Source organism: uncultured Abiotrophia sp. (assembly GCF_938010525.1).
Taxonomy (GTDB): domain Bacteria; phylum Bacillota; class Bacilli; order Lactobacillales; family Aerococcaceae; genus Abiotrophia.
This window is the reverse complement of sequence record NZ_CALLVK010000004.1, coordinates 81009-105481: the sequence shown is the minus strand read 5'-3', so window position 1 is coordinate 105481 and position 24473 is coordinate 81009. Positions and strand designations below refer to the sequence as shown.

Below are 24473 nucleotides of genomic sequence, written 5' to 3'. Positions count from 1 at the left end.
CAGTCAATTCGTGGTAGTGGGTGGAGAAGACGGTAGCGGCTTGCACTTCTTGAGCCAGATAATAAAGAATGGCTTCTGCTAGAGCCATGCCATCGAAGGTGGCAGTCCCCCGTCCGATTTCGTCGAAGAGCAGGAGAGAACGTGGCGTTGCTTCACGCAGGGCCACATTGGTTTCCATCATTTCCACCATGAAGGTCGACTGACCACTGGAAATATCATCAGAAGCCCCAATACGCGTGAAAATCTTATCGACAATTGGCAGCTTGGCCGACTTGGCTGGCACAAAACAACCAATCTGGTTGAGAATGACGCAGAAGGCAATCTGCCGCATATAGGTACTCTTCCCTGACATGTTAGGACCTGTTAAAAGCAGCAGAGGCTGGTCTGGTAAGAGGACAAAGTCATTAGGCACAAAAGCAGCCTTACCGATTAATTTTTCTAAGGCTGGATGGCGGCTAGCCTCCAGTTGGAAATGCTTGGCTTCTGACACCAATTCTGGCTGGCAGTAATCTTCCCGCTCACTTAGACTGGCAAAGTTAGCCAAGACATCTAGGCTGGCAATCTGGCTAGCCAAGGTCTGTAACTGGCCTGTATAAGCCGCAATGGCTTGGCGCAACTCGGTGAAGAGCTGGTATTCTAACTGGGTGGCCTTTTCTTGGGCACCCAGGATGGTAGTCTCAAGTTGCTTGAGTTCCTCCGTAATAAACCGCTCCGCATTACTGAGGGTTTGCTTGCGGATATAGCGCGGATCATCAAAGTTAGCTGATTGAAGGCGGCTCATTTCAATGTAGTAGCCAAAAACCTTGTTGTAGCCGACTTTGAGGGTTTTCAGCCCCGTTCTTTCACGTTCACGTTGTTGTAATTCTGCCAACCATTGGTGGCCATTAGCTAAGGCATCCCGGTATTGGTCCAATTCCTCATGGTAGCCCGGCCGAATGATATTGCCTTCGGTCACTGATATTGGTGGTTCATCCGCTAAAACTGTGTCAATGAGCTGATAGAGCTCCTGAAAGTCCGGCAAGCGCTCAAAGAGCACCTGATTCTGGCTAGCATTGAGTCCGTCTAAAATCCGATTAATATGCGGAATCTGGCCAAGGGATTGACGCAAATGGTCCACGTCACGAGCATTGGCAGTCCCCAGACTAATCCGCGTCACCAGACGTTCTAAGTCATAGACAGTCTCAAAGGCCGCAATCAAGTCCAAGCGTTCAAAATAGGCCGACATGAGCTGGGCGACCTGTTGGTGGCGCTGGCGCAAAATACCTTCGTCAATCAGGGGCTTTTCTAGCCACTGATGCAGCATGCGGCCACCCATGGCCGTCTTGGTGTGGTCAATCAGCCAGAGTAGGCTGCCCTTCTTACGCCCTGTTCTCAGAGACTTGGTTAATTCCAACTGACTTTTAGCAAAATGATTCATCTGCAGATAGTCAGCTAAGGCATAACGGACAACAGGCTGCAAATGACCTAGAGCTTGTTTTTGAATACTGTAGAGATAGGCCAGCAGGAGATTCAAGAGGCTGGCTTCTTGAGGGCTGGCTTGGTCTAGCACCCACTGGGTCCCAACTTCCGTCTGGTCAGTCAGGTCAAAGCTAGACAGATAAATGGCCAAGTGCTGGATAATTTGGTCTTTGAGCTCGGTATCCAGACTGCTATCGACTACTATCTCGCTTGGTTTGAGGGCATAGAGCTCACTAAAGAGCTGGGCTTGTCTTGGTGTCTGGGTGACCTTGATTTCCCCAGTGGAGACATCAATGGCCGCCAGGTAGAAGGTCTTGCCTTCCTGGCGCAAGGCTACTAAGTAGTTATTCTCCTTGACCTCAAGAGCTTCTTCTTCAATAAGGGTCCCAGGGGTAATGACTTGAACCACTTCCCGTTTGACCATGCCCTTGGTTAATTTAGGATCTTCCACCTGCTCGCAGATGGCCACCTTATTACCCGACTCAATCAAACGTTTGATATAGTCTTTGGCGGAATGATAAGGGACCCCACACATGGGAATGGGATTGTCAGCCTTCTTATTGCGAGAGGTCAAGGTAATTTCCAGTATCTTGGCAGCCTTAAGGGCATCGTCGAAGAACATCTCATAGAAATCCCCCAAACGATAGAAAAGGAAGGCATCCGGATATTGGGCTTTAATTTCATGATACTGCGCCATCATGGGCGTCATTTTAGCTTCTGCAGCCACGGAGGGTGTCCTCCCTTCTTAATAGTATTTGCTTAGGGACTCCTGGGTCACCTGAATAGGAACAATGGACTTAGCGAGCCCTGTCTTATCATCTAAATTAATCAGACAGGCACTGAGCACCAGTGGCCCCTTGCTTTCTTGAACTAGGCGTCTTGGCAACTGGCTGGTGAAGCGCTGAATGACTTCCTTGGCCGCAAAGCCCAGGATACTGTCTTGAGCTCCTGTCATGCCAACGTCAGTCAGACTGGCAGTGCCTCCCGCCAAGACCTTGGCATCGTTAGTTTGAACATGGGTATGGGTCCCGACGACAGCCGACACACGGCCATCTAAATAATGGGCCAGGGCCAACTTTTCGCTAGTCGCTTCCGCATGGCAATCTACAAAGATAAAAGGCGTTTGCTCGCGGGCCTGATCTACTAGTTCATCAATCATGAGAAAGGGACTGGTGACTGGGTTCATAAAGACAGTGCCCAGGACATTTATGACCGCCACTTGATGTTGGTTATAGCGCACATAGTGGATACCCTTGCCTGGCGTTGTGGCCGGCAAGTTAGCCGGACGGACCAAAGGCTTGGCTCCTTCGATGAAGTTATAGAGGTCCCGGTTATCAAAGGCATGGTTGCCCAGGGTAATAGCTTCTACACCCAGGCTTAAAATTTGCTTGTAGAGTTTCTCGGTCAAGCCTCGGCCATCGGCGGCATTCTCCGCATTGACGATGGTTACTTGGGGCCGGTGGGTTTGCTTAAGATAAGGCAGATAGCTAGTTAAGGCCTCCATACCCGCAGTGCCCACAATATCGCCAACAAATAATAGCTTCATGGTCTCCCTCTTTCTCTTTTGACATCTCTTTTATTTTACCAATCCTTAGCCCTAAAATAAAGGAAAAAGGCGTCATTGAGCCCATTAAAAAAAGCGCTGAATCCCTAGATTCAGTCGCTTATTTTACTTTGATATTTAGACTGGAGAGGACCAAGAAGGTTAGCTGGCACCAAACTGGTCAAATCGCCGCCATAGCTGGCAATTTCCTTGACTAGGCTAGAGCTAATGTGCTGATAGGCTGGCTGGGCTTGCAGGAAAATAGTCTCCAGGTCAGGATTGAGGCCTCGATTGGCTTGGGCAATGGGTAATTCATAGACATAATCCCCTGAATGGCGCAGACCACGAACTAGGCAGATGGCCCCAAGTTCTTTGGCTAGGTCGGCCATGAGTTGGCCTTCTAGCACCTGGATTGACACATTAGGTAAATGACCCAAGCAAGCCTGCAAATGACCTAAGCGCTCTTCTAAGCTGAAGAGTGGCTGTTTGAGGGCATTAACTCCCACCACTACATAGAGACGATTGAAAAGGCGACTGGCCCGTTCAATCAAATCCACATGTCCCAAGGTAATGGGATCAAAACTCCCTGCAAAGAGGGCCACGGTTTCTTGTCTGTCGGCCATAAGCCTTCCTCCTTAATCCGCTTCTGGCATCCCGTAGAAATGAATCTGGGTTTGGCCATAGCGTTTGTGTTGATAGCGTTGATAGCCTGCAATGACCTCTGGCAAATCCGTCACATCATCGGTCTCGCAGACCAGGGTCGTTTCAGGGTCGATTAAGCCTTGGGCTTGTAGCCATTCCATATCCTCTACCAGTTTCTGTTTGGCATAAGGTGGATCCAATAAGACTAGGTCAAAAACCAAGTCTGCTTCTGAGACTTTTAGGCTCTGAAGACTCTTGCGATTGTCTCCGGCTAAGACCGTGAAGCGGTCTTCTTCCTTGGTCACGGCGACATTTTGCTTAATGGTCTGCAAGGCCGGACGGTACTTTTCCGTCATGATCGCGCGGTCCATACCGCGGGAGACCGCTTCAATAGCCAGAGCTCCACTCCCCCCATAGAAATCCAGGCAGAGGCCGCCATCAAAAAAGCCACCCAAAGATGAGAAGATGGCTTCCTTAATTTTGTCGGTAGTAGGCCGCGTGTTGAGACCTGGAACAGGCTTAAGTGGACGACTGCCATAACGTCCTGCAACTACTCTCATGCTGGCGCCCCACTCTCAGCGGCCGCCTCGTTCTTATCTAGTGAAGAGGCCAAATCAGATAAGAAATTATCCTTGTGTTGGCCGGCCAAGTTGCCTTTCCCGCTCTCTGGTTTGAGGTCCGGATCCTTACGGTTAGGAATGGCATCTTTAAAGGTCATATCAATGTCATCGCGCATGGAAGCTTCCACCTTACGAACGAAGTGTAGGCGATTGAGTTGTTGGGTCACTTGGTCTACTTGATTGGCATTAACGTAGAGTACCACATAACGTAGACGATCACTAATATAGTGAACATGCCCGTATTTTCGAATGTTCTTGACTTGTTTCAAGGAATAGAGCCAGACAATGAGCTCTTTACGCTTGACCATCTTAAATTCCATGATAGTCCTCCTTTACTTGCGAGACTTGCGCTTCTAAGACCCGCTTTTCTTCAATAATCATGACTTGTAAGACCCCGACCAACATCATAGTCAAGACCATACTGGTCCCCCCATAGGAGACAAAGGGTAAGGTAACCCCGGTCAGAGGCACCAAGCCGGATACCCCGCCGATATTGAGGCTTGATTGAACTAAGAGCAGACAGCCAATCCCGGTGAAGACAGCGCGTCGGAAGGTATCTTGACTCTTGGCGGCCCAACGGAAGCAGAGGAAAATTAAGGCCGATAGTAGTAAGACTACCACGACTAAGCCCACTAGGCCTGACTCTTCCCCAATCACCGCCAAAATATAGTCCGTATGACCCGCTGGCAAGCCTTCTTGTTTGGTCAAGGAATGCCCTATCCCTCGGCCAAAGAGTCCACCACGACTTATGGCGATATAGGCGTTGACTAATTGGTAACCCGCTGCCTTGGCATACTTAAAGGGGTTAACAAAGGAACCAAAGCGCCGTAATTGATAATGGTCACTGGTCGCCAGTTTATCCGCATTGGTATAAATCCAGGTGACAAGCCCGACACCTACTAATGCAAGTGCTAATAAGACGCCTTTTTGGGTTTTGCTATTCATGACTAAGGCTAAGGCCACCAACAATAAAGTGGCTGAAATAATCATAAACATCCCCATATCAGGCTGGAAAAAAATGAGGACTAAATCCAAAAGCATCAAACCGATGGAAATGACAGATTCATAGTCCATATTGGCAAACCAACGTTCTTTAGTTAGTAGCACTTCACGTCTTGACTTGACACAAAGAATGCCCATCAAGAGAATCAAACCAATCTTAGCCAACTCACCTGGTTGGAAGTTCAAGCCCATAAAGCTGAGCCAACTTTTGGCCCCACCACCGGATACCCCGATAAAACGCGTCAGTAAGATTAAGAAGGCAATCAGGCCATTGGCTATAAAGAGCCAGAAAGGCTCAATATAGAGTCGATAAGGCAGGCAAATAGCCACTGCCGATACCGCTAGCCCTAAGCCAATCCCAAACATTTGGCGGCTAAGATAATGCAGCGGCATGGGAACTGTTGCCCCGTTCTCCAATAAATATTGTGTTGAACTATAGACCATAATCAGGCTATAGACACTCAATAGACCGACAATCAAGAGTATCCACCAATCCATACGGCTGAAGTTATAGCGAATCTGGGCCAAGAAGTGCTGTCCTGACTGCTTGGCATGATTCGGATGCTTTGCTTTTTGCATGCTGTGATAGGCCTCCCTACATAGTACACATATTATACCATAGGACTGAGCATGAAGAAACCCATAGCTACTCAAAAGCCCGGCAAATGGGCATAGATCCAGATTTTACACTCAATAAGAAGCAAAAAAGAGGCTAGGACCAAGTCCTAACCTCTCTCATTATTAAGCTTCAACTGCTACTGGGTAGACAGAAACTTGTTTCTTGTCGCGACCTTTACGTTCGAAACGTACCACGCCGTCCACTAATGCGAACAATGTGTCGTCGCCACCTTTACCAACGTTTACCCCTGGGTGGATTTTAGTACCGCGTTGACGGTATAAGATAGAACCACCAGTGATGGTTTGGCCGTCAGCTGCCTTAGCACCTAAACGTTTTGCACGAGAGTCACGACCGTTAGAAGTCGAACCCCCCCCTTTTTTGTGGGCGAATAATTGTAAGTTTAATTTCAACATTCTCGAGCACCTCCTATTTTGCTTGGTTAATCTTCAGGTGTATAAACTCTGGATAATTGTCAGCTAGGACTTCCAAAGCATACACCAAATGACGCAATAAGACTTGCGCATCATGCTCCTGTTGCTTATTAGAGCAAGCCGGAACCGTCAGCTTCAAGTAGCCACCTGCTACCTCATCGACTTGGACATCGTAGGGCAGCCCGACTAATCGTTCAAGTGAATTCTCTACTGAGATAACCTGGCTTGATACTGCCGCACAGACAATATCCTCGCCATACTCCCCTGCACCGGCATGACCGGACAGTTCCAGTTGACGGATAGCGCCTTTGGTATCCACTTGGCCTTTGATCTTAATCATAAGAATTAAGCGTTGATCGCTTCAACAACTAATTTAGTGTAAGGTTGACGGTGACCTTGTTTGCGATGAGAGTCTTTACGACGTTTGTATTTAAACGTTACGACTTTCTTAGCACGGCCTTGTTTTTCAACTTTAGCCACTACAGAAGCGCCTTCTACTAATGGAGTCCCAACTTTAGTTGATTCGCCACCTACTAAGACTACTTGGTCAAAGGTAACAGTTTCGCCTGCTTCTGCGTTGAGTTTTTCAACGAAGATTGTTTGACCTACTTCTACTTTTACTTGCTTTCCGCCTGTTTTGATAATTGCGTACATTCAAGCACCTCCTTTATTTTTCTTTCGGGGTTGATCCCCTGCACTTAGACTCGCCATGTTAAGTGGCCAAAACTGGCACTTAGACTCAACTTGCGCGGTTGCAGATGTGGTGCTACACATAAACAACAGTCATATTATAGACCATCCCGCTAGCAAAGTCAACTGCTAGTAGTGACTTCTTAGAAAAGTTCAAGTCCTAATTTCCTAGTTTTTTTACCCTACTTAAGAAGACCTTGGCGTAACAAGAAGTCATGGGCCACTTCCTTGGCTGATTTGCCTTCCACGTCAACTTGATAGTTCATGGTAGCCATCTCGGTCGCCGTAATCTTCTTATGAAGTTTGTTGAGGATGCCCTCTAACTCAGGATGCTGCTTAAGCGTCTCCTCTCGTAAGAGTGGTGCCCCCTGATATGGTGGGAAGAGATGTTTATCATCTTGTAGGAGTTTGAGGCCATACTTGATAATCTGACTATCCGTCGAATACACTTCGATGATATCCAGCTTATCCAGTTCTAGCGCCTGATAACGTAAGGCCGGTTCCATGGTTTGAATGTTAAGTTTTAGACCATAGAGGGACTCTAGCCCTTTTTTACCATCAGGACGGTCATTAAACTCTAAGGAAAAACCAGTGCGAGCTGTCGATTCTACCTTCTTCAAGTCCGATATGGTCTCTAAGCCATGCTCCATGGCATAGGCTTCTTTGACCGCGATAGCATAGGTATTTTGGTAGGCCATAGGCTTGAGATAAATTAACTTATCCTGCTGGTAAATGCCATCCCGCGCCGCCTCGTAGACGGCTTCCTGGTCATTGGTCACCTGGGGTGGATTGGTTAGCAGCGAAGCTGTAATGGTCCCGGAGAATTCAGGATAGATATCGATACTGCCGGCCTTAAGGGCTTCATAGAGGAAGGAGGTCTTACCAAAGTTTGGCTTGACTTCGACTTGCAGGTGGCTATCCTGTTCAATTAACTCCTTATAGAGATGAATCAAGATGTCAGGTTCTGCCCCTAATTTACCTGCAATAATTAGCTTGTTGTTACCCATTGGTAGGAAATAAGGTTGGGCAAAGCTTGCCACCACTAAGATCGCTGTTGTTAAGAAGCTTAAAAGCAAGGTCTTAGGACGCCGCTTTGTCAGCCCTCCCAGAATTAAGCTAATGACCACTGCCAAGAATGCCGAGCTAATGGCCCCAATCAAGATTAAGGCAGAATCATTGCGGTCAATCCCTAAGAGAATGAGGCTACCCAAGCCTCCCGCCCCAATCAAGGCCGCCAAAGTCGCAGTCCCGATAATCATGACGGCGGCCGTCCGAATGCCAGACATCATGACCGGCATAGCCAGAGCAAGCTGATACTTACGTAGTTTTTCCCAACGCGTCATACCAAAGGCTGTCGCTGCTTCTTCCAGTTGAGGGTCTAACTCCCAGAAGGCAGTGATGGTATTTTGCACAATTGGAAAGAGCCCGTAGACCACTAGGGTCACAATGGCCGGCAGAGTTCCAATCCCAATAAAGGGAATCAGTAAGCCCAAGATTGCCAGTGAGGGAATTGTCTGCACAATCCCCGTTAACTGCAGCATCCAAGACGCCAAACGACGATAGTTAACCAGAATAATGGAGAGTGGTACAGCAATCAAAATGGCTAGCAAGAGGGCCGCCAAGGATATTTGCAGATGTTGCCAAATAGCCGTCTGCCAATCACCAAAACGATTAATAAAGACCTCTACTAAGTTATGCATGCTGCTCACCTCCCTTAAAGAATTGGGCGACTGTCTCATTAGCTGGTTCTGCTAGGATAGTGGCAGGATCCGCCATTTGCAGAATCTGCCCTTCGTGCATGACGCAAATCCGGTCCCCTAATTTAAGAGCTTCCTGCATATCATGGGTGACGAAAACGATAGTCAAGCCTAATTCTTGGTGCAATTGCTTGATTAAATCCTGGAGCTGGGTCTTAGAAAGGGGGTCTAAGGCACTAAAAGGTTCATCCATTAACAATAATTGAGGCTGAGAGATGATAGCTCGCAGGATCCCTACCCGCTGCTGTTCCCCACCTGACAGTTGACTTGGATAACGGCCCTTATATTTGTCTGGCGCCAAGCCTACCTTAGTCATTAAGTCCTGGACGGCTTGCTGACGCTTGGCCTTGGGCCATTTTTTCATTTCAGGGATGAGTTCGATATTCTCTTCCACCGTCAAATTTGGAAAGAGCGCCCCCTGCTGGAGGACATAACCCGTATCCAGGCGCAAGCTTCTAAGGTCAAGGTCTTTAATGGCTTGATTATTCCGATAGATTTTGCCCTGACTCGGCTCAATCAGGCGGTTAATCATCTTAAGCGTAGTGGTCTTGCCGCTCCCACTTTTACCAACTAAGATGAAAAACCCCCCTGCTTTTATCTCAAAAGTCAAATTATCTAGGGCTCGTGCCCCGTCAAATTCTTTACTTACTGCTTCAAATCTTATCATAAGGTCATCTCCTTCATTTGAGCCTCTAAGGCGGTTGCATAGCGTGAGCTTAAGGCGACCAGCTGGTCCAATTCTTGCTCCGAAAAATCAGCTATAGCCGCTTGCTCCATGGCATGTAGGCGGCTGATAATAGGCTCAGCAAAGGCCAAACCCTCTGGCATCAGGCACACCTTCTTCTGCCGCTTGTCTTTCGTGTTTGAACATAGGCTGACATAGCCCTTGGCTAGCCAGCTCTTAATAGTAGCGTGGACTACCTGTTTGGTGGACTGGGTCTTCTCGGCCAGATAACCTTGTGAGCAGCCATTTGGCGAGTGATAGAGCCAGAGCAAGATGACCAGACTCTTACCTTGGAGGCCCACCCGGCGGGCATAGCATTCAAAGAGACACACTTGTTGGTCCCAGAGCCGTATATAGCGGCGATCAATTGGTGATTTTGTCATGGTCACCCTCCTCCTTCAATTTACCTTATGACTAGCTTAGCATATAATTTCAAAGTTAGTCAAAACATTTGACTATATCCACCCATCAAAAAACTCCGCGCTAAGCACGGAGTCAGTTTTAAACGATATAGTAATTCTCGTAACCTAACCAGGTCAGAATAGACCGGGTTGGGAAATAGAGGACAAAGGATAGGACCGTATTGAAAATCAAGGTCGGTACCAAGTTCTCCATAATAAAGCGACTCAAGGTCACCTGGGTATAGCCTGTCTCCCGATAGAAGACAAAGATAGCAAAGTCCAAGAGACTGATTAAGACGATAAAGAGCATAAAATGCACCAACCCACGCTTAGGCAGATAACGTTTAATTCGAGTCACACAATAGGCGATGAACCAATAGCCAAAGGCGAAAACCCCAATAATCGTCGTGTTATAGCTATCTGCAACCACCCCAAACAAGAGGCTATAGAGGAGGACTTCACGCTCACGGAAATAGAAAGCAAAGGTGATGACCCAATAGAGCATAAGATGACTGACAATCCGCTGACTATCAGCCAAAAACTCAGCTGGGAAGATAGCTGGCAAGGCGGAATCGATGATAATGGAGAAGAAGAAGACTAGCGGGATAAACCAACGTAATTTGCGTTCTCTAGTAACCTTCATACTTACTCACTCCGTCCCTGACGCTTAATAACCGTCACAAAGCGGATATCTGTCATTTCACCGGCTGGCTTAATCCGAACCGTTTGGAAGAGACCATAGTCATCCATCTTGGCTTCGGTCACTTCCCCGATTAAGAGTGAAGATGGCGTCACGCCCCCTAAGCCAGAGGTCTGAACCAAGTCCCCGGCTGCCACTTGAACAGTTGGGTCAACTTGCGTCATCAAGTATTCCTTAGTTTTGCGGTCATAGCCGGAGATAATGCCGTTGGCTGAACCAGACTTAATCTGAATGCTAGCCGCTACCTTACCGTCATTGGATTGTTCATTGGACAGGAGTAGGACCTTAGAACTGGTTGGGTTAACTTCGATAATACGGCCAATCAAGCCGTTACCAGACATAACCGACATGTTCTTCTGGATGCCCTCGTTAGCCCCTACGTTAATCACCAGACTCTCCATCCATTGATCGGGATTCCGGGCAATAACGGTCGCATGAACAGTGGTATATTCGGACAGGGACTCGGTCAAGTTAAGTTCTTGCTTCATCTTGCCGTTTTCAGCCTCTAAATCGGCTACCCGCACTTGGAGTTCGTAAATCTTATCGATTTTTTCTTTTAAGTGTTGGTTTTCTTCATGGGTGTTAATCAAGTTGTCGACTGAATCCACGAAGCGCACGACCATGGAGACCGGCTCAGAAAAGAGACGGCCACCCCAGGCGGTCGCATCATTAATGGCACTGGTCACCGCATTGTTGGCCCCATTAATCATGGTGTAGGCGACCACGGATACTACTGCGATGGCAGACAGGAGTATCCAGATTAATTTCTTATTATTTAACATTCAAGTATATCTCCTTTTCTGCCTAACGCGCATTCCGCTCTTTTTCTTTGGCTTGGTCAGTCATAGTCTTAAGCATCTTGCCAGCCCCAATCGCCACGGCATCAATAGGCTGCTGACTCAAATGAACGGGTACGCCCACGCTATCATGCAAGCGTTCAGGCAGGCGTTTCAAGAGGGCTGCGCCCCCGGTTAAGACAATGCCATTCTCGCTAATGTCCGCAGCCAATTCAGGCGGCGTCACTTCTAAGACCTGGCGGATGCCGATCGCAATTTGGCGAATGACTTCGTCTAGGCCTTGGGCCACAACGGCTGCTGTGACTTCCTTGCTGTCAGGCAGACCAGTGCCCGAATTACGGCCTTTGACGACCAGGGTATCTTCTTTGTCATAATCTGCATAAGCGGCATTACCAATGGACAGCTTCAAGTCTTCCGCTGCCTGGTCCCCAATCACCAAGTGGTAATGGGTTCGCACTAATTCCTTAATGGCTTGGTTCATAGCATTACCTGCTGCCCGCGAGGTCAAGGATTTGACTACTTCACCATAGGAAATTAGGGCAATATTAGTAGTCCCCGCGCCAATATCGACTAGGAGATGGCCACGTGGCTCATAAATCGGCAAATTAGCCCCTACGGCTGCCGAGAAAGATTCATCAATAATCATAGCCCGGCCAATTCCTAGGTCCTTGAGGGCATCCACAACGGCACGACGCTCAACCTTGGAAATATTGCTTGGGACTGAGATAACCACCTCAGGCTTAGACAAACTGCGGTGGAGGGCCTTCTTGATGAAGAAAGCCAAGAGTTGCTTGGTCAAGGAAAAATCTGCGATGACCCCATCTTGGATGGGATGAATGGTTTCATATTTGTCGGACGTACGCCCAACTAAAGCCGCTGCCTCCTTGCCATAAGCCACGACTTCTTTGGTTTCTGAATTGATTGCGATAATAGAAGGTTCTCTTAACGCAATGCCCTTATTCTCAATGTAAATGATGGTATTATCGGTCCCTAGATCAATCCCTAAGCGTTGCTTGCCGAATAAAGCCATTAAGATGTCCTCCTTCACTAGAAATTATAGCTACAATCCATTATAGCAAAAAAGCCCCCTTCATTCTACTCTTGACCGTTGAAATATTTGAAATTTGCCTGACACGCCTCCGCCTTAAAAATCTTGGCCCTAAAAAATGCGAACGCCACCCCTTTGGGCTATATATATATGAGGAGTGATTTTTATGAGAAAAACTGTCAGCTACCTAAGAGAGTTACCTCCCGATAGCCTACCCAGGGAACGACTGGTCAACTTTGGCGCCAAGGCCCTCTCTAACCAAGAATTGCTGGCCATCCTGTTAGGGACCGGCAGTCAAGACTTGGGAGTCCTAGACTTATCCCTAGCTATCCTGACCCATTTTCGGGACTTGAGCGAGCTCAAGTCTGCCAGTCTAGATCAGTTTGAAGCCATTAAGGGCATCGGGCCCGTCAAGGCCATCCAACTTCAAGCCTGCATCGAACTTGGCCAACGCATTGCCCAAAAGCGGCCACCTAAGCTGGGCACCCTTACCTCCACCAAAGCTGCTGGCCAGTGGTTACATGACGCCCTCTGCGATATGCAACAGGAGCACCTCATGGCCCTCTTCCTAAACAGCAAGAATCAGGTCATTCGCCAACAGATTATCTTTATTGGCTCGGTCAATGCTAGCGTGGCCCATCCCCGCGAAATCTTCAAGGAAGCCGTCAAGTATCCGACTGCCCGCCTCATCATCGCCCACAACCATCCCTCTGGGGATCCTGAGCCTTCTCAGGCTGACCTGCACTTCACCCAACGTATGATTCAATGTGGCGATTTGATGGGCATCGAACTGCTAGATCACTTTATTATTGGCCATGATGACTATATTAGCTTGCGGGAAACGACTAAACTATTCCACTAAATTGTCCGTACAACCAATAAGTTGCGTCAGTATCTTTAATAGATATGCATAGTATTTCCAATTATTTTTAGTATAACGCTTGCAATTTGTATGGTGAGTGCTATAATAAACTTATATTTTATGTTTAGTAAGATCGCGATGTCCCTATCACCTTCTAACGACGGCTAGAATATAATATAGACTGTGCGACAGCACAAGGAGGAATTGCATAATGGAGCAAGGTAAGGTAAAATGGTTTAACTCAGAAAAAGGCTTCGGTTTTATCGAACGCGAAAACGGCAACGATGTATTCGTTCACTTTTCTGCGATTTTGGGTGAAGGCTATAAAACCTTAGAAGAAGGCCAAGTTGTTAACTTCGAAGTTGAAGAAGGCGCTCGTGGTCCTCAAGCAGCAAATGTTGAAAAATTAGCTTAATGCCAATTAACACACAAAAAGCGATGGAACTTCCATCGCTTTATTTTTTTGACCAATTTCGGTACCGGTTTTTGTAATTTAATTTTATATATAATTTATTTCAAAAATTCCTTAACCTGACTAATAAAATAGAGAGACCCAGTCAAAATCAAGGCTTTTTTCGCTTCCTGCTTGCTAACTTGATAGTCGGCTAGCTTAGGCTGCCAGTCTAAGAAAGGCAAAGCTGTTTGCGCCTGCCAATCAGCTTGTGTCATGGCACCAGGATAGTCAAAGGTCGACAGATAGACTGCCATACCCTCTTCCGCCCACTTATTCAGATAATTTAGGTGGCTGGCCTGGTCCTTACGCTTGAGGCCAGCAAAAATTACCGTCACCTGGTAATCTGCCAAATCATGCGTCAGGAAGTCATCCAAGGCTTGGAGCCCTTGACTATTATGAGCACCATCAACCAAAATAAGTGGCGACTGACTTAAGCACTCTAGACGCCCCTGCCAGTTTACCTGTTCTAGAGCAGCTAGGGCCTGATCCCAGTCAATTTCACGTTTCATTTGATTCATCCAAGCCTCAAAGCTAGCCAAGGCTAGGGCTAGATTATCCCCTTGGTGCTGACCTAACATAGCAATGGTCACCTGGTCAAAGTGTCGCCCTGATGGCAAAGTCACTTGCCAGCTCCGCTTAGCCAGCCCTTTGCTTTCTTGCACAGGAGTGGCATTGAAATCCCAGCCTAGTTGCATAAGCTCCCCCTGGAAGTTGAGATTAACCAGCATTTCAGGCAAGACTGCCAAGGCTTCTTGTGGCAGTCGCCCCAGCCCCACTATCTTAGTGCTTGGCTTAATAATGCCAAATTTTTGCTGGGCAATCTCCGCTAGACTATGGCCTAGTCGGTCCTGGTGATCAAAGCCAATGGTGGTAATTAGGGCCATATCAGCCTCCAACACATTGGTGCAATCCCAGAGCCCCCCTACCCCTACTTCAATCAGGCAGACATCAAGCTGACATTGGCTAAAATAGACTAACATCATGACGGTATAGAGCTCAAAGCCAGAGAGCGGACCCCAATCTTGAGCCGTCAATTTTTCATTAAGCTCAACCATAGTACGGACCAATGCCAGTAGTTTCTCATCCTCAATGGGCTGGCCGTTTACCATGAGTCGCTCGTTGAAGGCCAGGATATGGGGTGAGGAAAAGGCCCCTACTCTCAGCCCTTGGCTGATAAACAAACCCTGTAAGTAGGCCAAGGTTGAGCCCTTGCCATTGGTACCAGCTAGTTGAATAATGCTTGGTAGAGACGCTTGTGGCTGGCCTAACAGGCTTAAAGCATGGCGCATGCGGTCAAATCCTGGTCTAAGCTGGTGACTGGTCTGGCGACTGAGCCAATCATGTGCGGCTTCAATACTTGTAATTTCTTGTCCCATGACATCCTCCTCTTAATCAAGTAACTAAAATCAAGGCATAGACCGAAGGCTAGGACGCCCGTCCTAGCCTTCTACTATCTTTCTGCTTACATTAAGTCTTTTACTTGTTGAATACGTTCCTTAACGGTCTCTAATTGGCTAAGGTAGCCTTGACGCTTGTTGCGTTCTTCCGCCACCACATGCTCAGGCGCGCGTGAAACGAATTTCTCGTTAGACAATTTGCCGTCAATACGTGCGACTTCTTTTTCCAACTTAGCTTGTTCGCCTTCCAGACGGGCTAATTCATCTTCTAGCTTAATCAAGCCCTTAAGTGGCATTAAAATCTCAGCGAAGCTCAAGACTTGGGTGACCACTTCTTCCGGATGCTCAGGCGCTTGACTGATCACCAGCTGCGCTGGGTTACAGAAGCGCTTGATGTAGGCTTGGTTAGCCTCTAAGAGGGCTTGGCCTGCTGGATCTTGGACCTTAATGTAGAGATCTACCGGCTTAGATAATGGCGTGTTCATCTCGTTACGGATGGTCCGCACGGCACGAATCAATTCCATTAATTGGGCCATTTGGGCCTCCACTTGGCTATCTTGATATGCCTCCATTAGACGTGGGTAGTCCGCCACCACGATGGACTTATCTTGGCCACCAATTTGTTGCCAGATTTCTTCCGTCACAAATGGCATGATTGGGTGGAGCAGACGCAGGAATTGATCTAAGACGAAGACCAAAATAGATTTGGTGGTTGTATTAGCGGCTTCCTTGTCTTGGAGTTGCTCCTTGGTCATTTCAATGTACCAGTCACAGTAGTCGTCCCAGATGAAGCTATAGAGGATACGGCCAGCTTCCCCGAACTCAAAGCGTTCGAAGAGACGGGTCACATCTGCAATGGTGGTTTGGATACGTGCTAGAATCCAACGGTCCGCTAGGGTCAAGTCTTGGCCAATGGACAAGTTATCCAAGGTCAAGTCGCCCACGTTCATGAGCACATAACGGCTGGCATTCCAAATCTTGTTGATGAAGTTCCAAGCTGCATCCATCTTATCAGTCGAGAAGCGGACATCTTGGCCAGGTGCTGAACCATTGGCTAGGAACCAACGCAGGGAGTCTACCCCATACTGCTCGATGACATCCATTGGGTCCACCCCATTACCCAGGGACTTGGACATCTTGCGACCTTCCGCATCCCGAATCAAACCATGGATGAGGACATTTTGGAAAGGACGACGACCGGTAAATTCCAGACTCTGGAACATCATGCGGCTAACCCAGAAGGTCAGGATGTCATAGCCCGTTACCAAGGTGTTGTTAGGGAAGTAGCGTTTGAAGTCAGCTGAGTCTTCATCAGGCCAACCCATAGTTGAGAATGGCCAGAGGGCACTTGAGAACCAGGTATCTAAGACGTCTGGATCTTGGGTCCAGTTTTGGCTATCTGCAGGTGCTTCCATGCCCACATAAACCTCACCTGTCTCATTGTGGTACCAGGCTGGGATTTGGTGCCCCCACCAGAGTTGACGAGATACTACCCAGTCGTGAATGTTTTCCATCCAACGAATGTAGGCATCGTTAAAGCGCGGTGGGTAGAAGTTAACGGTATTCTCCCCTTGAGCCTTCTGAGCGGCAATGGCTTGCTCAGCCAAAGGCCCCATGCGGACGAACCATTGAGTCGACAGACGAGGTTCTACTACCACGCCAGTCCGCTCAGAGTGACCCACAGAGTGTAAGTGTTGTTCAATCTTAACTAAGAGGCCAGCAGCTTCTAAGTCCGCTACAACAGCCTTACGTGCAGCAAAACGATCCATGCCTTGGTACTTGCCAGCTAATTCGTTCATGGTAGCATCATCGTTCATGACATTAATACGTGGCAGGTCATGACGGTTACCCACTTCAAAGTCATTCGGGTCGTGAGCTGGCGTAATTTTTACGACCCCAGTCCCAAAGTCTTGCTCCACATATTCATCGGCAATAATTGGAATTTCACGATTCATCAGTGGCAAGATGACCTTCTTACCAATCAAGGCTTGATAACGCTCATCATCTGGATGGACTGCCACGGCTGTATCCCCTAAGAGGGTTTCAGGACGGGTAGTCGCCACTTCTAAGTAGCCAGAAGCGTCTGCCAAAGGATACTTCATGTGGTAGAAGGCGCCCTCTACATCCTTATGGATGACTTCGATATCAGATAAGGAAGTCTTAGCTGCTGGGTCCCAGTTGATGATGTATTCGCCACGGTAGAGCAAGTCCTTCTCATAGAGGGTTACGAAAACCTTCTTAACGGCTTCTGACAAGCCCTCATCCAGAGTAAAGCGTTCACGGCTATAGTCGACAGAAATCCCCATCTTAGCCCATTGTTGACGAATGTGGCCGGCATATTCGTCCTTCCAAGCCCAGGTTTGTTCCAGGAATTTCTCCCGGCCCAGGTCATAGCGAGACAGGCCTTGGCCACGTAATTTTTCTTCGACCTTGGCTTGAGTGGCAATCCCAGCATGGTCCATCCCTGGTAACCAGAGGGTGTCAAAGCCTTGCATACGTTTCTGACGAATAATCATATCTTGCAAGGTCACGTCCCAGGCATGGCCCAGGTGGAGTTTACCGGTTACGTTTGGTGGTGGAATGACAATGGAATAAGGCTCTGCTTCTGGGTCTTCCGATGGCTTAAAGACGCCACGTTCTAACCACTCTTCGTATTTCCCGGCTTCAATGGCCTGGGGATTATACTTGGTTGATAGTTCTTTGGTCATAAGAATCCTCCTGATGGTTGATGATTGGTTTGCTTTGATTGATGAAGTCTCGGGGGCAAAATAAAAATCGCCCTAGTCAGCACAAGGCTGCCTAGGGCGAGCTAAGTCGCGGTACCACCTAAGTTTATCACTCGTCTGTTGCTATCGGAGTGTCTCCTCCGTCAGGGACTACTGGACAGCGGGCTGTCGTTGGCACCTGATACTCTGAGCTACTTGGTTCATCCTGTGGAAGCTTTCAGCCTGAGGCTTCCTCTCTGGATTAGGCGGTTGAACCCCTTCTCTTCATCGTCTCTTATGTGAATACACTAAGTGTAGCAGAAAAGTTGAGTCATGACAAGCTATTCATTAATTGAGACTAGGCGAACTTTCATAATATCTGGATTAGTGGATAATTCTTCGATTAATTGGACGTGAGTTAGGTCCTTAGGCAAGTGGATGGTAAAGGTATTGCGGTAAATCTTCTTGCCGTCTACATTGGTTACATCGAATTGAACATCGGTCAGTTCAATGTGGTGGGTCTTGAAGAAGTCGGCAAAGAATTCCTTGGTGGCCACCCGGTGCACATATTGAATTTCCAAGCGACGAACATCCGGGATGCGGACAATAAAGCGAATGACCGTTAGGGAGAAAATCACCCCTAAGAAGGTTAAACCAGCAATTTCATAGTAACCCATACCGAGGGCTATCCCCAGCGCCGCAGTTGTCCAGAGGGAAGCAGCCGTAGTCAGGCCAGCAACCCTTTGCTTGGTGACCACAATGGTCCCAGCACCTAAGAAACCAATCCCGCTGACAATAGGCGCTAGCAAACGCACTTGGTCCACTTCGATTTCAGGGAAACCGTGCATTTTTTGATAGAAGACCGCCGCTTGAATCATGGAGATAGCGGTAGCTCCGATACAGACTAAAATATGGGTACGCAGACCGGCCGGCCGATTCTTACGTTGGCGGTCATAACCGATAACCCCAGCGAAGAGGATGGCCAGACAGAGTCTGACTAAAATAACATAAGCTGACATGAGCGCTTCCTTTCTGACTTTAAATAACATTCCATTATAGCCCATCCCACTTAAAAATGCGAGTTAATTGCCCTCTTAGGCATGAAAAAAGGGCTGATATTCAGCCCTTTTCCTAGAGGCCTCGCTTGCGGCGGAAGGCCGTAATCTTGTTCATTGCCCGGTCCAATTCAATCTTAGCCTCAACAAAGGCCTTGTTATCCTTGTTAGCAATAGCTTCTTGCATATTAATCTCAGCTTCTTGTTGTTCAACGCTGACTTGAGCTTCATCAATGTCTTTCCCACGAATAGCATAGTTAGAGATAATCTCTACTTCATTGTTGCGCATTTCCAAGACGCCACCATTAATGGCGATAAAGTCATCAGTAAAGCCTTCATGTACCCGCACTACCTTGACAACGCTAAGTTCTAGCGGTGCCAAAATTGGCGTATGGTTAGGTAGAACGGTTAGGCCACCGTCTACTGCCCGTACACTACAGGACAGGGCTTGGTGATCGTAGATAACCCCTTGAGGCGAGTAAATGCGTACCCGCATGGTATGCTGGTCCTTTGGTTTGGCCATAGTGGTCACCTTCTTAATCTAAGCCTGCTGGCAAGTCAACGCCCATTTTACGTGCCTTCTCAATGGCTTGGCTAATTGGCCCCACATTACGGAAGGCTTCTTCAGGTAAGGCATCGTACTTACCGTCCACGATTCCTTCAAAGCCATGAAGGGTTTCTTCAATTGGCACGAAGGAACCAGGAATCCCGGTAAAGGCTTCGGCTACGTGGAAGTTTTGCGATAGGAAGAATTGCAGACGGCGGGCACGTTTAACCACGATTTTCTCTTCATCAGATAATTCTTCAATCCCCAGAATGGCAATAATATCTTGCAACTCACGATAGCGTTGCAGAATCTTCTGTACCTTTAGGGCAATGTTGTAGTGGCGTTGGCCGACAATTTCTTCTGCCAAGGCACTTGAAGTGGAAGCCAGCGGATCCACCGCTGGGTAAATCCCTTGCTCGGTCAAACGACGTTCCAAGTTGGTAGTCGCATCCAAGTGGGCGAAAGTTGTGGCTGGCGCTGGGTCCGTATAGTCATCAGCAGGCACGTAGACGGCCTGGATAGAGGTAATGGACCCATTCTTAGTTGAGGTAATCCGTTCTTGCATGGCCCCCATTTCTGAAGCCAAGGTTGGTTGGTAACCTACGGCAGAAGGCATGCGGCCCAGTAAGGCAGAGACTTCTGAACCCGCTTGGGTGAAACGGAAGATGTTGTCGATGAAGAGCAGCACGTCTTGTTTGAGCTCGTCACGGAAGTATTCGGCCATGGTCAAACCAGTTAAGACAACCCGCATACGGGCACCAGGTGGCTCGTTCATTTGGCCGAAGACCATGGCGGTCTTCTTGTTAACCCCGGATTCACGCATTTCGAAAACCAAGTCGTTCCCTTCACGCGTCCGTTCGCCGACCCCAGTGAAGACCGAAATCCCACCTAATTGTTCGGCAATGTTATGAATTAATTCTTGAATGAGGACGGTCTTCCCTACCCCGGCACCACCAAAGAGGCCGATTTTACCCCCTTTGATATAAGGGGCTAAGAGGTCGATGACCTTAATCCCGGTCTCAAGAATAGTATAGCTAGAACTTAATTCTTCAAAAGTTGGTGCTGGACGGTGAATCCCCCGCACCTCATGATCACCATCTAGGCGACCCATATCATCAATTGGTTGACCTAAGACGTTGAAGACCCGGCCCAGGGTTACTTCCCCTACGGGCACTTCAATCAAACGGTCTGTATCCAGTACGGCTAGCCCACGCTGGAGCCCGTCGGTAGATTCCATGGCGATGGTCCGCACCACCCCATCCCCTAAGTCTAAGGCAACTTCCAAGGTAATGGATTGGGACAGGTCTACATCTGACAAGTCCATTGCTTCACTGACGGGTTGACGGGTGACCACCAAGGCATGGTGGATATCAGGTACCCCATTTTCAACCGGAAAAGCCACATCGACAACTGGGCCGATGACTTGCTCAATTCGTCCAATCCGCATGGTCTAATCCTCCTTCTTCTTATTATCATTCAGGGCGTTGGCCCCATTGATAATCTCTAAAATTTCATTGGTTACTCGTAATTGACGTTCTTGGTTAAATTGCTGCTTCAAGGCGTCAATCATCTCATTGGCTGCGTCTGTCGCACTGCGCATGGCATTCATACGACTGCCGTGTTCAGCCGTCTTGGCATCGACAATGGCCCCATAGATCTGGCTCTCCGCAAACTGTGGCAGGAGCACGTCTAGCAAGGCCCCTTGAGAGGGCTCTACTAAATAGTCAACATTGGCCATATCATCCTCGTCCTCATCTAAGACATCTAAATCAGTCAAAGGCAAGACCTGGTCAGCCCGGAATTGGGAACTAACCGCGTTAATATGGTGATTGTAGCAGACATAGAGGGCATCGAAGGCCTGCTCCTTGAAGAGCTTGACCGCCCGTTTGACAATGGCTTGCACCTCGCCAAAGGTTGGTCGGTCAGAAATGTCGTGCATTTCCTTGGCTACATAGTAGCCGTTCTCCCGACAAAACTTGGCAATAGGCTCCCCAATGGCCAAGACCACAATCTCACTCTTGTCGGCATGGTCTTCTTCAAACATCTGTTGAACCGCCTTGATAATGGAGGAGTTGTAGCTCCCCGCCAAACCACGGTCTGAGGAAATAATCAGATAGCCGGTCTTCTTAACGGGACGCTCTAAGAGCATATCGTGAAAGTCGATATAGTTGAGCCCGTCTTGACGAATGGGCACCCCATCGTCTAAGAGCTCCAACTGAGACTTCGCCACATGGGAGACCATCTTGCGTACTTTCTCGGCATAGAGGAAGTAATCCTTGGCATCTTGGGCCATCTTATTATACTTGGCAGCCGACACCATCCGCATGGCATTGGTGATTTGGGCAGTCTTTTTAGTGGACTCAATCCGCTTTTTAATTTCATTTAAAGCCATTTATGTCCGCCCCTCCTCAGGCTTAGTCAGCGACCAAAGGCCGCGCACTCAATGGTTGGAAGCGTTGGCCGAATTCAGCCAAGATACTATCCATGAGTTGTTGATCAGGTAGAACCTTCTTAGTCACAATCTCATGCAAGATGATATCGTAGTTATCTCGGAAGAAGGTCATAAGTTGGTCTTGATAGTCTTCAATCATTTCCAGTGGCACAGAATCCATATAGCCATGAATCAAGGCATAGAGGATGACCACTTGTTCTTCAACTGGCAAGGTCTTGTGCAGCTTCTGCTTGAGCACCGCTACGGTCCGTTTCCCACGGTTGAGTTTGTGTTGGGTTGCTGCATCAAGGTCTGACCCGAACTGAGTGAAGGCTTCTAATTCGCGGTAGCTAGCCAAATCAATCCGCAAGGTACCCGAGACCTGTTTCATCGGCTTGAGCTGGGCTGCTCCCCCTACCCGGGAAACTGACAGACCGGCGTTAATAGCAGGTCGAATACCCGAGAAGAAGAGATCACTTTCCAAGAAGATTTGACCGTCGGTAATGGAAATGACGTTGGTTGGAATGTAGGCCGAAATATCGCCAGCCTGGGTTTCCACGATTGGCAGTGAGGTCAAGGACCCACCACCTAAGGCGTCACTGAGTTTGGCACTACGCTCTAAGAGGCGTGAATGCAAGTAGAAGACGTCCCCTGGATAAGCTTCACGACCTGGTGGTCGTTTGAGCAGGAGGGACATTTCACGATAGGCCGCAGCTTGCTTAGATAGGTCATCGTAGACCACCAAGACATGCTGCCCATTATACATGAATTCTTCCCCAATAGCGGTCCCTGAATAAGGCGCTAGGTAAAGTAAAGGCGCAGGTTGTGAGGCAGAAGCTGTCACGACGACAGTATAGTCCATGGCCCCATATTGTTCTAAGGTGTTAACCAGGTTCTTAACGGTGGATTCCTTCTGACCAATGGCCACGTAGATACAGATAACATCCTTACCCTTTTGGTTGATAATGGCATCAACCGCTAAGGAAGTCTTACCTGTCTTACGGTCCCCGATAATCAGTTCCCGTTGACCACGACCAATTGGTACTAAGGCGTCAACTGCCTTAATCCCTGTTTGCATTGGTTCATTCACACTTTGACGATCCATGATACCAGGCGCAGGTGTCTCAACAGGACGGGTCCGGCTGCTGTCAATTCGGCCTAAGCCATCCAAAGGACGACCTAGAGGGTCCACAACACGCCCCAATAAGCCAGGACCCACTGGGACTTCCATGATTTTACCCAGACGGCGGACTAAGTCACCCTCGTGGATATTCTCGTACTTACCGAAAATGATAATCCCGACATCATTGGATTCTAGGTTTTGCACCATGCCGATAGAGCCATTGGCGAACTCGACCATCTCACCTGACATGACATTCTCTAGCCCAATAACACGGGCAATCCCGTCACCGATAAAGGTGACCGTCCCGATTTCTTCTAAATTGTCTTGCGATCTAAAGCGGCGGATCTGTTGACGTAAACGATCTTCTAAACGCTCTGTCATCTACGATTCATCTCCTTGTAACCAGCCTTTTTCTAAGAAGGCACGTATTTCTCTTAATTTCTTCTGCCCTGTCACTTCATAGTAGAAGGTCTCTGACTGTAGACGCACCCCAGTAATCAAGCTAGGGTCGACCACCGTCGTAATGCGACGCAGAGGCTTCTTAGTAATTTCCATGAATTTACGGGTCATCTTTTCCTTCTCATCTTCAGTCAAAGGCACGGCACTGGTAATCATCAAGGTCTCAGAACGGACTTGGCGGCGACGTTCATCATGGTTTTCATAACCACTTGAAATTTGCGCCATGAGCTTGTCTAAGAGACGGTCCTCATACTGGGTCCGGTTCTCGTCCCGAACCTGATCCGCATCAGACGATTCCCCTGCTTGATTACTAGCCGCAGCCTGGGCGACCTCACCATGATAGGTTTCCAGGTATTCTTGTTGCATCTTGCGCAACAATTTATCTTCGAAGGTTTTCTCCCGCTTCTTCTTAGCCTCTTCCATATCAGCAATTTGAGGACGCTTGAGAGAGACAGAGGCTTGCTTTACTTCTTCTGTCATGATAAATCATCCATTCCTTCAATAAAGTCGTCCACTAAACGGTGATAGTCTTCTGGTTTGATTTCCCGTTGGATAATCTTCTCAGCAATCTCAATGGAGATGTCAGTCAATTCTGCCCGTAAGTCACTTAACATACGGCGACGTTCCAAGGCAATATCCTTCTGAGCCGTCTCCTTCATGCGAATAACCTCTTCTTTGGCTTCCTTGAGCATGGTGTCTTGAACTTGCAGGCTTTGTTTCTTAGCTTGCAAGATAATTTGAGTTGCTTCCGCCCGTGCGTCACGCAAAGCTAATTGCGCATCACGGTTGGCGTCTTGGGCAGCTGCCTTCTCAGAAGCAGCTGTCTGAATGTCGTGGTCAATGACCTGTTTGCGCTCTGACAAAATCTTATTCAGCGGGCCCCAGGCAAAGCGTTTCACGATGAGAAGCAAAATCACGAAGGCCACCAAGGTAACAATGGTATGGCCCAACGAGGTATTGATACTTGTATTTAATAACAGCGTGTTCATATATAGCCTCCCGAATTTG

General features: G+C 48.2%; 26 protein-coding genes and 1 other annotated feature. Of the genes, 2 read left to right on the top strand and 24 right to left on the bottom strand.

Going from position 1 to position 24473, the window contains the following annotated elements; translation table 11 throughout:
- From mutS to Q0339_RS00815, 15 genes are all read right to left on the bottom strand, one after another.
- Positions 1 to 2185 (bottom strand): DNA mismatch repair protein MutS (gene mutS / locus Q0339_RS00885; RefSeq protein ID WP_298076883.1); only part of this gene is annotated, 2185 nt, incomplete at its 3' end.
- Between the two features lie 18 nt (positions 2186 to 2203).
- Positions 2204 to 3004 (bottom strand): TIGR00282 family metallophosphoesterase, encoded by an 801-nt coding sequence (locus Q0339_RS00880; protein ID WP_298076881.1) that lies wholly within the window; start codon positions 3002 to 3004, stop codon positions 2204 to 2206.
- 110 nt (positions 3005 to 3114) lie between these two features.
- Positions 3115 to 3624 carry a pantetheine-phosphate adenylyltransferase gene (gene coaD / locus Q0339_RS00875; protein WP_298076880.1) on the bottom strand — a complete coding sequence of 170 codons (510 nt, stop codon included), beginning with the start codon at positions 3622 to 3624 and terminating at the stop codon, positions 3115 to 3117.
- Between the two features lie 12 nt (positions 3625 to 3636).
- On the bottom strand, positions 3637 to 4203 hold the full coding sequence (rsmD, locus tag Q0339_RS00870) for a 16S rRNA (guanine(966)-N(2))-methyltransferase RsmD (RefSeq protein ID WP_298076879.1): 567 nt from the start codon (positions 4201 to 4203) through the stop codon (positions 3637 to 3639).
- Positions 4200 to 4583 carry a YlbG family protein gene (locus Q0339_RS00865; RefSeq protein WP_298076878.1) on the bottom strand — a complete coding sequence of 128 codons (384 nt, stop codon included), beginning with the start codon at positions 4581 to 4583 and terminating at the stop codon, positions 4200 to 4202. Before Q0339_RS00865 ends, rsmD begins: the two co-directional genes overlap by 4 nt.
- Positions 4573 to 5844, bottom strand: a complete 1272-nt coding sequence (locus Q0339_RS00860; protein ID WP_298076877.1) for an FtsW/RodA/SpoVE family cell cycle protein — start codon at positions 5842 to 5844, stop codon at positions 4573 to 4575. Before Q0339_RS00860 ends, Q0339_RS00865 begins: the two co-directional genes overlap by 11 nt.
- Before the next feature lie 162 nt (positions 5845 to 6006).
- The gene (gene rpmA / locus Q0339_RS00855; protein WP_070755088.1) at positions 6007 to 6297 is read right to left on the bottom strand and encodes a 50S ribosomal protein L27; all 291 of its coding nucleotides are present in this window, start codon (positions 6295 to 6297) and stop codon (positions 6007 to 6009) included.
- A gap of 13 nt (positions 6298 to 6310) precedes the next feature.
- The gene (locus tag Q0339_RS00850) at positions 6311 to 6655 is read right to left on the bottom strand and encodes a ribosomal-processing cysteine protease Prp (RefSeq protein WP_023391945.1); all 345 of its coding nucleotides are present in this window, start codon (positions 6653 to 6655) and stop codon (positions 6311 to 6313) included.
- A 5-nt stretch (positions 6656 to 6660) separates the two neighbouring features.
- Positions 6661 to 6969 (bottom strand): 50S ribosomal protein L21, encoded by a 309-nt coding sequence (rplU, locus tag Q0339_RS00845; protein WP_298076876.1) that lies wholly within the window; start codon positions 6967 to 6969, stop codon positions 6661 to 6663.
- A 36-nt stretch (positions 6970 to 7005) separates the two neighbouring features.
- Positions 7006 to 7079: a sequence feature (ribosomal protein L21 leader region), on the bottom strand.
- Between the two features lie 108 nt (positions 7080 to 7187).
- A complete protein-coding gene (locus Q0339_RS00840) occupies positions 7188 to 8705 on the bottom strand; it encodes an ABC transporter permease/substrate-binding protein (protein WP_298076875.1) in 1518 nt (505 codons plus the stop codon).
- Positions 8698 to 9429: an ABC transporter ATP-binding protein gene (locus Q0339_RS00835; RefSeq protein WP_298076874.1), complete on the bottom strand. Its 732-nt coding sequence runs from the start codon at positions 9427 to 9429 to the stop codon at positions 8698 to 8700. The genes Q0339_RS00840 and Q0339_RS00835 overlap by 8 nt, the downstream gene beginning before the upstream one ends.
- Complete coding sequence (locus Q0339_RS00830; protein ID WP_298076873.1) at positions 9426 to 9869, bottom strand: MarR family winged helix-turn-helix transcriptional regulator; 444 nt, start codon at positions 9867 to 9869, stop codon at positions 9426 to 9428. Before Q0339_RS00830 ends, Q0339_RS00835 begins: the two co-directional genes overlap by 4 nt.
- 118 nt (positions 9870 to 9987) lie before the next feature.
- A complete protein-coding gene (gene mreD, locus Q0339_RS00825; RefSeq protein WP_298076872.1) occupies positions 9988 to 10530 on the bottom strand; it encodes a rod shape-determining protein MreD in 543 nt (180 codons plus the stop codon).
- Between the two features lie 2 nt (positions 10531 to 10532).
- Entirely contained in the window at positions 10533 to 11369 is an 837-nt protein-coding gene (gene mreC, locus Q0339_RS00820; RefSeq protein WP_291453915.1) for a rod shape-determining protein MreC, read from the bottom strand.
- A 22-nt stretch (positions 11370 to 11391) separates the two neighbouring features.
- Positions 11392 to 12414, bottom strand: a complete 1023-nt coding sequence (locus tag Q0339_RS00815) for a rod shape-determining protein (RefSeq protein WP_298076871.1) — start codon at positions 12412 to 12414, stop codon at positions 11392 to 11394.
- 184 nt (positions 12415 to 12598) lie between these two features.
- Between Q0339_RS00815 and radC the strand changes: the two genes are divergently transcribed.
- Entirely contained in the window at positions 12599 to 13294 is a 696-nt protein-coding gene (gene radC / locus Q0339_RS00810; protein WP_298076870.1) for a DNA repair protein RadC, read from the top strand.
- A 211-nt stretch (positions 13295 to 13505) separates the two neighbouring features.
- The gene (locus Q0339_RS00805) at positions 13506 to 13709 is read left to right on the top strand and encodes a cold-shock protein (protein WP_023391935.1); all 204 of its coding nucleotides are present in this window, start codon (positions 13506 to 13508) and stop codon (positions 13707 to 13709) included.
- Positions 13710 to 13804: 95 nt separating this feature from the next.
- On the opposite strand, the gene Q0339_RS00800 is transcribed toward Q0339_RS00805, so the two are convergent.
- The 9 genes from Q0339_RS00800 to atpF all read right to left on the bottom strand — a co-directional run bounded on the left by Q0339_RS00800 (position 13805) and on the right by atpF (position 24454).
- Positions 13805 to 15124, bottom strand: coding sequence for a Mur ligase family protein (locus Q0339_RS00800; RefSeq protein ID WP_298076868.1), 1320 nt, complete (start codon positions 15122 to 15124; stop codon positions 13805 to 13807).
- A gap of 86 nt (positions 15125 to 15210) precedes the next feature.
- Positions 15211 to 17859 (bottom strand): valine--tRNA ligase, encoded by a 2649-nt coding sequence (locus Q0339_RS00795; RefSeq protein WP_298076885.1) that lies wholly within the window; start codon positions 17857 to 17859, stop codon positions 15211 to 15213.
- A gap of 332 nt (positions 17860 to 18191) precedes the next feature.
- Positions 18192 to 18869 (bottom strand): MgtC/SapB family protein, encoded by a 678-nt coding sequence (locus tag Q0339_RS00790; protein WP_291427650.1) that lies wholly within the window; start codon positions 18867 to 18869, stop codon positions 18192 to 18194.
- A gap of 112 nt (positions 18870 to 18981) precedes the next feature.
- Positions 18982 to 19428 carry an ATP synthase F1 subunit epsilon gene (gene atpC, locus Q0339_RS00785; protein ID WP_298076867.1) on the bottom strand — a complete coding sequence of 149 codons (447 nt, stop codon included), beginning with the start codon at positions 19426 to 19428 and terminating at the stop codon, positions 18982 to 18984.
- A 13-nt stretch (positions 19429 to 19441) separates the two neighbouring features.
- Positions 19442 to 20899 (bottom strand): F0F1 ATP synthase subunit beta, encoded by a 1458-nt coding sequence (gene atpD / locus Q0339_RS00780; protein ID WP_291431010.1) that lies wholly within the window; start codon positions 20897 to 20899, stop codon positions 19442 to 19444.
- Positions 20900 to 20902: 3 nt separating this feature from the next.
- A complete protein-coding gene (atpG, locus tag Q0339_RS00775) occupies positions 20903 to 21844 on the bottom strand; it encodes an ATP synthase F1 subunit gamma (RefSeq protein ID WP_023391928.1) in 942 nt (313 codons plus the stop codon).
- A gap of 22 nt (positions 21845 to 21866) precedes the next feature.
- Positions 21867 to 23387: a F0F1 ATP synthase subunit alpha gene (gene atpA / locus Q0339_RS00770; protein WP_298076866.1), complete on the bottom strand. Its 1521-nt coding sequence runs from the start codon at positions 23385 to 23387 to the stop codon at positions 21867 to 21869.
- Positions 23388 to 23945 carry a F0F1 ATP synthase subunit delta gene (locus tag Q0339_RS00765; RefSeq protein WP_023391926.1) on the bottom strand — a complete coding sequence of 186 codons (558 nt, stop codon included), beginning with the start codon at positions 23943 to 23945 and terminating at the stop codon, positions 23388 to 23390. It abuts the gene before it with no gap.
- Complete coding sequence (atpF, locus tag Q0339_RS00760; RefSeq protein ID WP_298076865.1) at positions 23942 to 24454, bottom strand: F0F1 ATP synthase subunit B; 513 nt, start codon at positions 24452 to 24454, stop codon at positions 23942 to 23944. The genes Q0339_RS00765 and atpF overlap by 4 nt, the downstream gene beginning before the upstream one ends.
- Positions 24455 to 24473: the final 19 nt, after the last annotated feature.

Coding starts and splice junctions, on each gene's coding strand:
- Q0339_RS00880 (WP_298076881.1), bottom strand. CDS start 3,004: ATGAAGCTATTATTTGTTGGCGATATTGTGGGCACTGCGGGTATGGAG.
- coaD (WP_298076880.1), bottom strand. CDS start 3,624: ATGGCCGACAGACAAGAAACCGTGGCCCTCTTTGCAGGGAGTTTTGAT.
- rsmD (WP_298076879.1), bottom strand. CDS start 4,203: ATGAGAGTAGTTGCAGGACGTTATGGCAGTCGTCCACTTAAGCCTGTT.
- Q0339_RS00865 (WP_298076878.1), bottom strand. CDS start 4,583: ATGGAATTTAAGATGGTCAAGCGTAAAGAGCTCATTGTCTGGCTCTAT.
- Q0339_RS00860 (WP_298076877.1), bottom strand. CDS start 5,844: ATGCAAAAAGCAAAGCATCCGAATCATGCCAAGCAGTCAGGACAGCAC.
- rpmA (WP_070755088.1), bottom strand. CDS start 6,297: ATGTTGAAATTAAACTTACAATTATTCGCCCACAAAAAAGGGGGGGGT.
- Q0339_RS00850 (WP_023391945.1), bottom strand. CDS start 6,655: ATGATTAAGATCAAAGGCCAAGTGGATACCAAAGGCGCTATCCGTCAA.
- rplU (WP_298076876.1), bottom strand. CDS start 6,969: ATGTACGCAATTATCAAAACAGGCGGAAAGCAAGTAAAAGTAGAAGTA.
- Q0339_RS00840 (WP_298076875.1), bottom strand. CDS start 8,705: ATGCATAACTTAGTAGAGGTCTTTATTAATCGTTTTGGTGATTGGCAG.
- Q0339_RS00835 (WP_298076874.1), bottom strand. CDS start 9,429: ATGATAAGATTTGAAGCAGTAAGTAAAGAATTTGACGGGGCACGAGCC.
- Q0339_RS00830 (WP_298076873.1), bottom strand. CDS start 9,869: ATGACAAAATCACCAATTGATCGCCGCTATATACGGCTCTGGGACCAA.
- mreD (WP_298076872.1), bottom strand. CDS start 10,530: ATGAAGGTTACTAGAGAACGCAAATTACGTTGGTTTATCCCGCTAGTC.
- mreC (WP_291453915.1), bottom strand. CDS start 11,369: ATGTTAAATAATAAGAAATTAATCTGGATACTCCTGTCTGCCATCGCA.
- Q0339_RS00815 (WP_298076871.1), bottom strand. CDS start 12,414: ATGGCTTTATTCGGCAAGCAACGCTTAGGGATTGATCTAGGGACCGAT.
- radC (WP_298076870.1), top strand. CDS start 12,599: ATGAGAAAAACTGTCAGCTACCTAAGAGAGTTACCTCCCGATAGCCTA.
- Q0339_RS00805 (WP_023391935.1), top strand. CDS start 13,506: ATGGAGCAAGGTAAGGTAAAATGGTTTAACTCAGAAAAAGGCTTCGGT.
- Q0339_RS00800 (WP_298076868.1), bottom strand. CDS start 15,124: ATGGGACAAGAAATTACAAGTATTGAAGCCGCACATGATTGGCTCAGT.
- Q0339_RS00790 (WP_291427650.1), bottom strand. CDS start 18,869: ATGTCAGCTTATGTTATTTTAGTCAGACTCTGTCTGGCCATCCTCTTC.
- atpC (WP_298076867.1), bottom strand. CDS start 19,428: ATGGCCAAACCAAAGGACCAGCATACCATGCGGGTACGCATTTACTCG.
- atpD (WP_291431010.1), bottom strand. CDS start 20,899: ATGCGGATTGGACGAATTGAGCAAGTCATCGGCCCAGTTGTCGATGTG.
- atpG (WP_023391928.1), bottom strand. CDS start 21,844: ATGGCTTTAAATGAAATTAAAAAGCGGATTGAGTCCACTAAAAAGACT.
- atpA (WP_298076866.1), bottom strand. CDS start 23,387: ATGACAGAGCGTTTAGAAGATCGTTTACGTCAACAGATCCGCCGCTTT.
- Q0339_RS00765 (WP_023391926.1), bottom strand. CDS start 23,945: ATGACAGAAGAAGTAAAGCAAGCCTCTGTCTCTCTCAAGCGTCCTCAA.
- atpF (WP_298076865.1), bottom strand. CDS start 24,454: ATGAACACGCTGTTATTAAATACAAGTATCAATACCTCGTTGGGCCAT.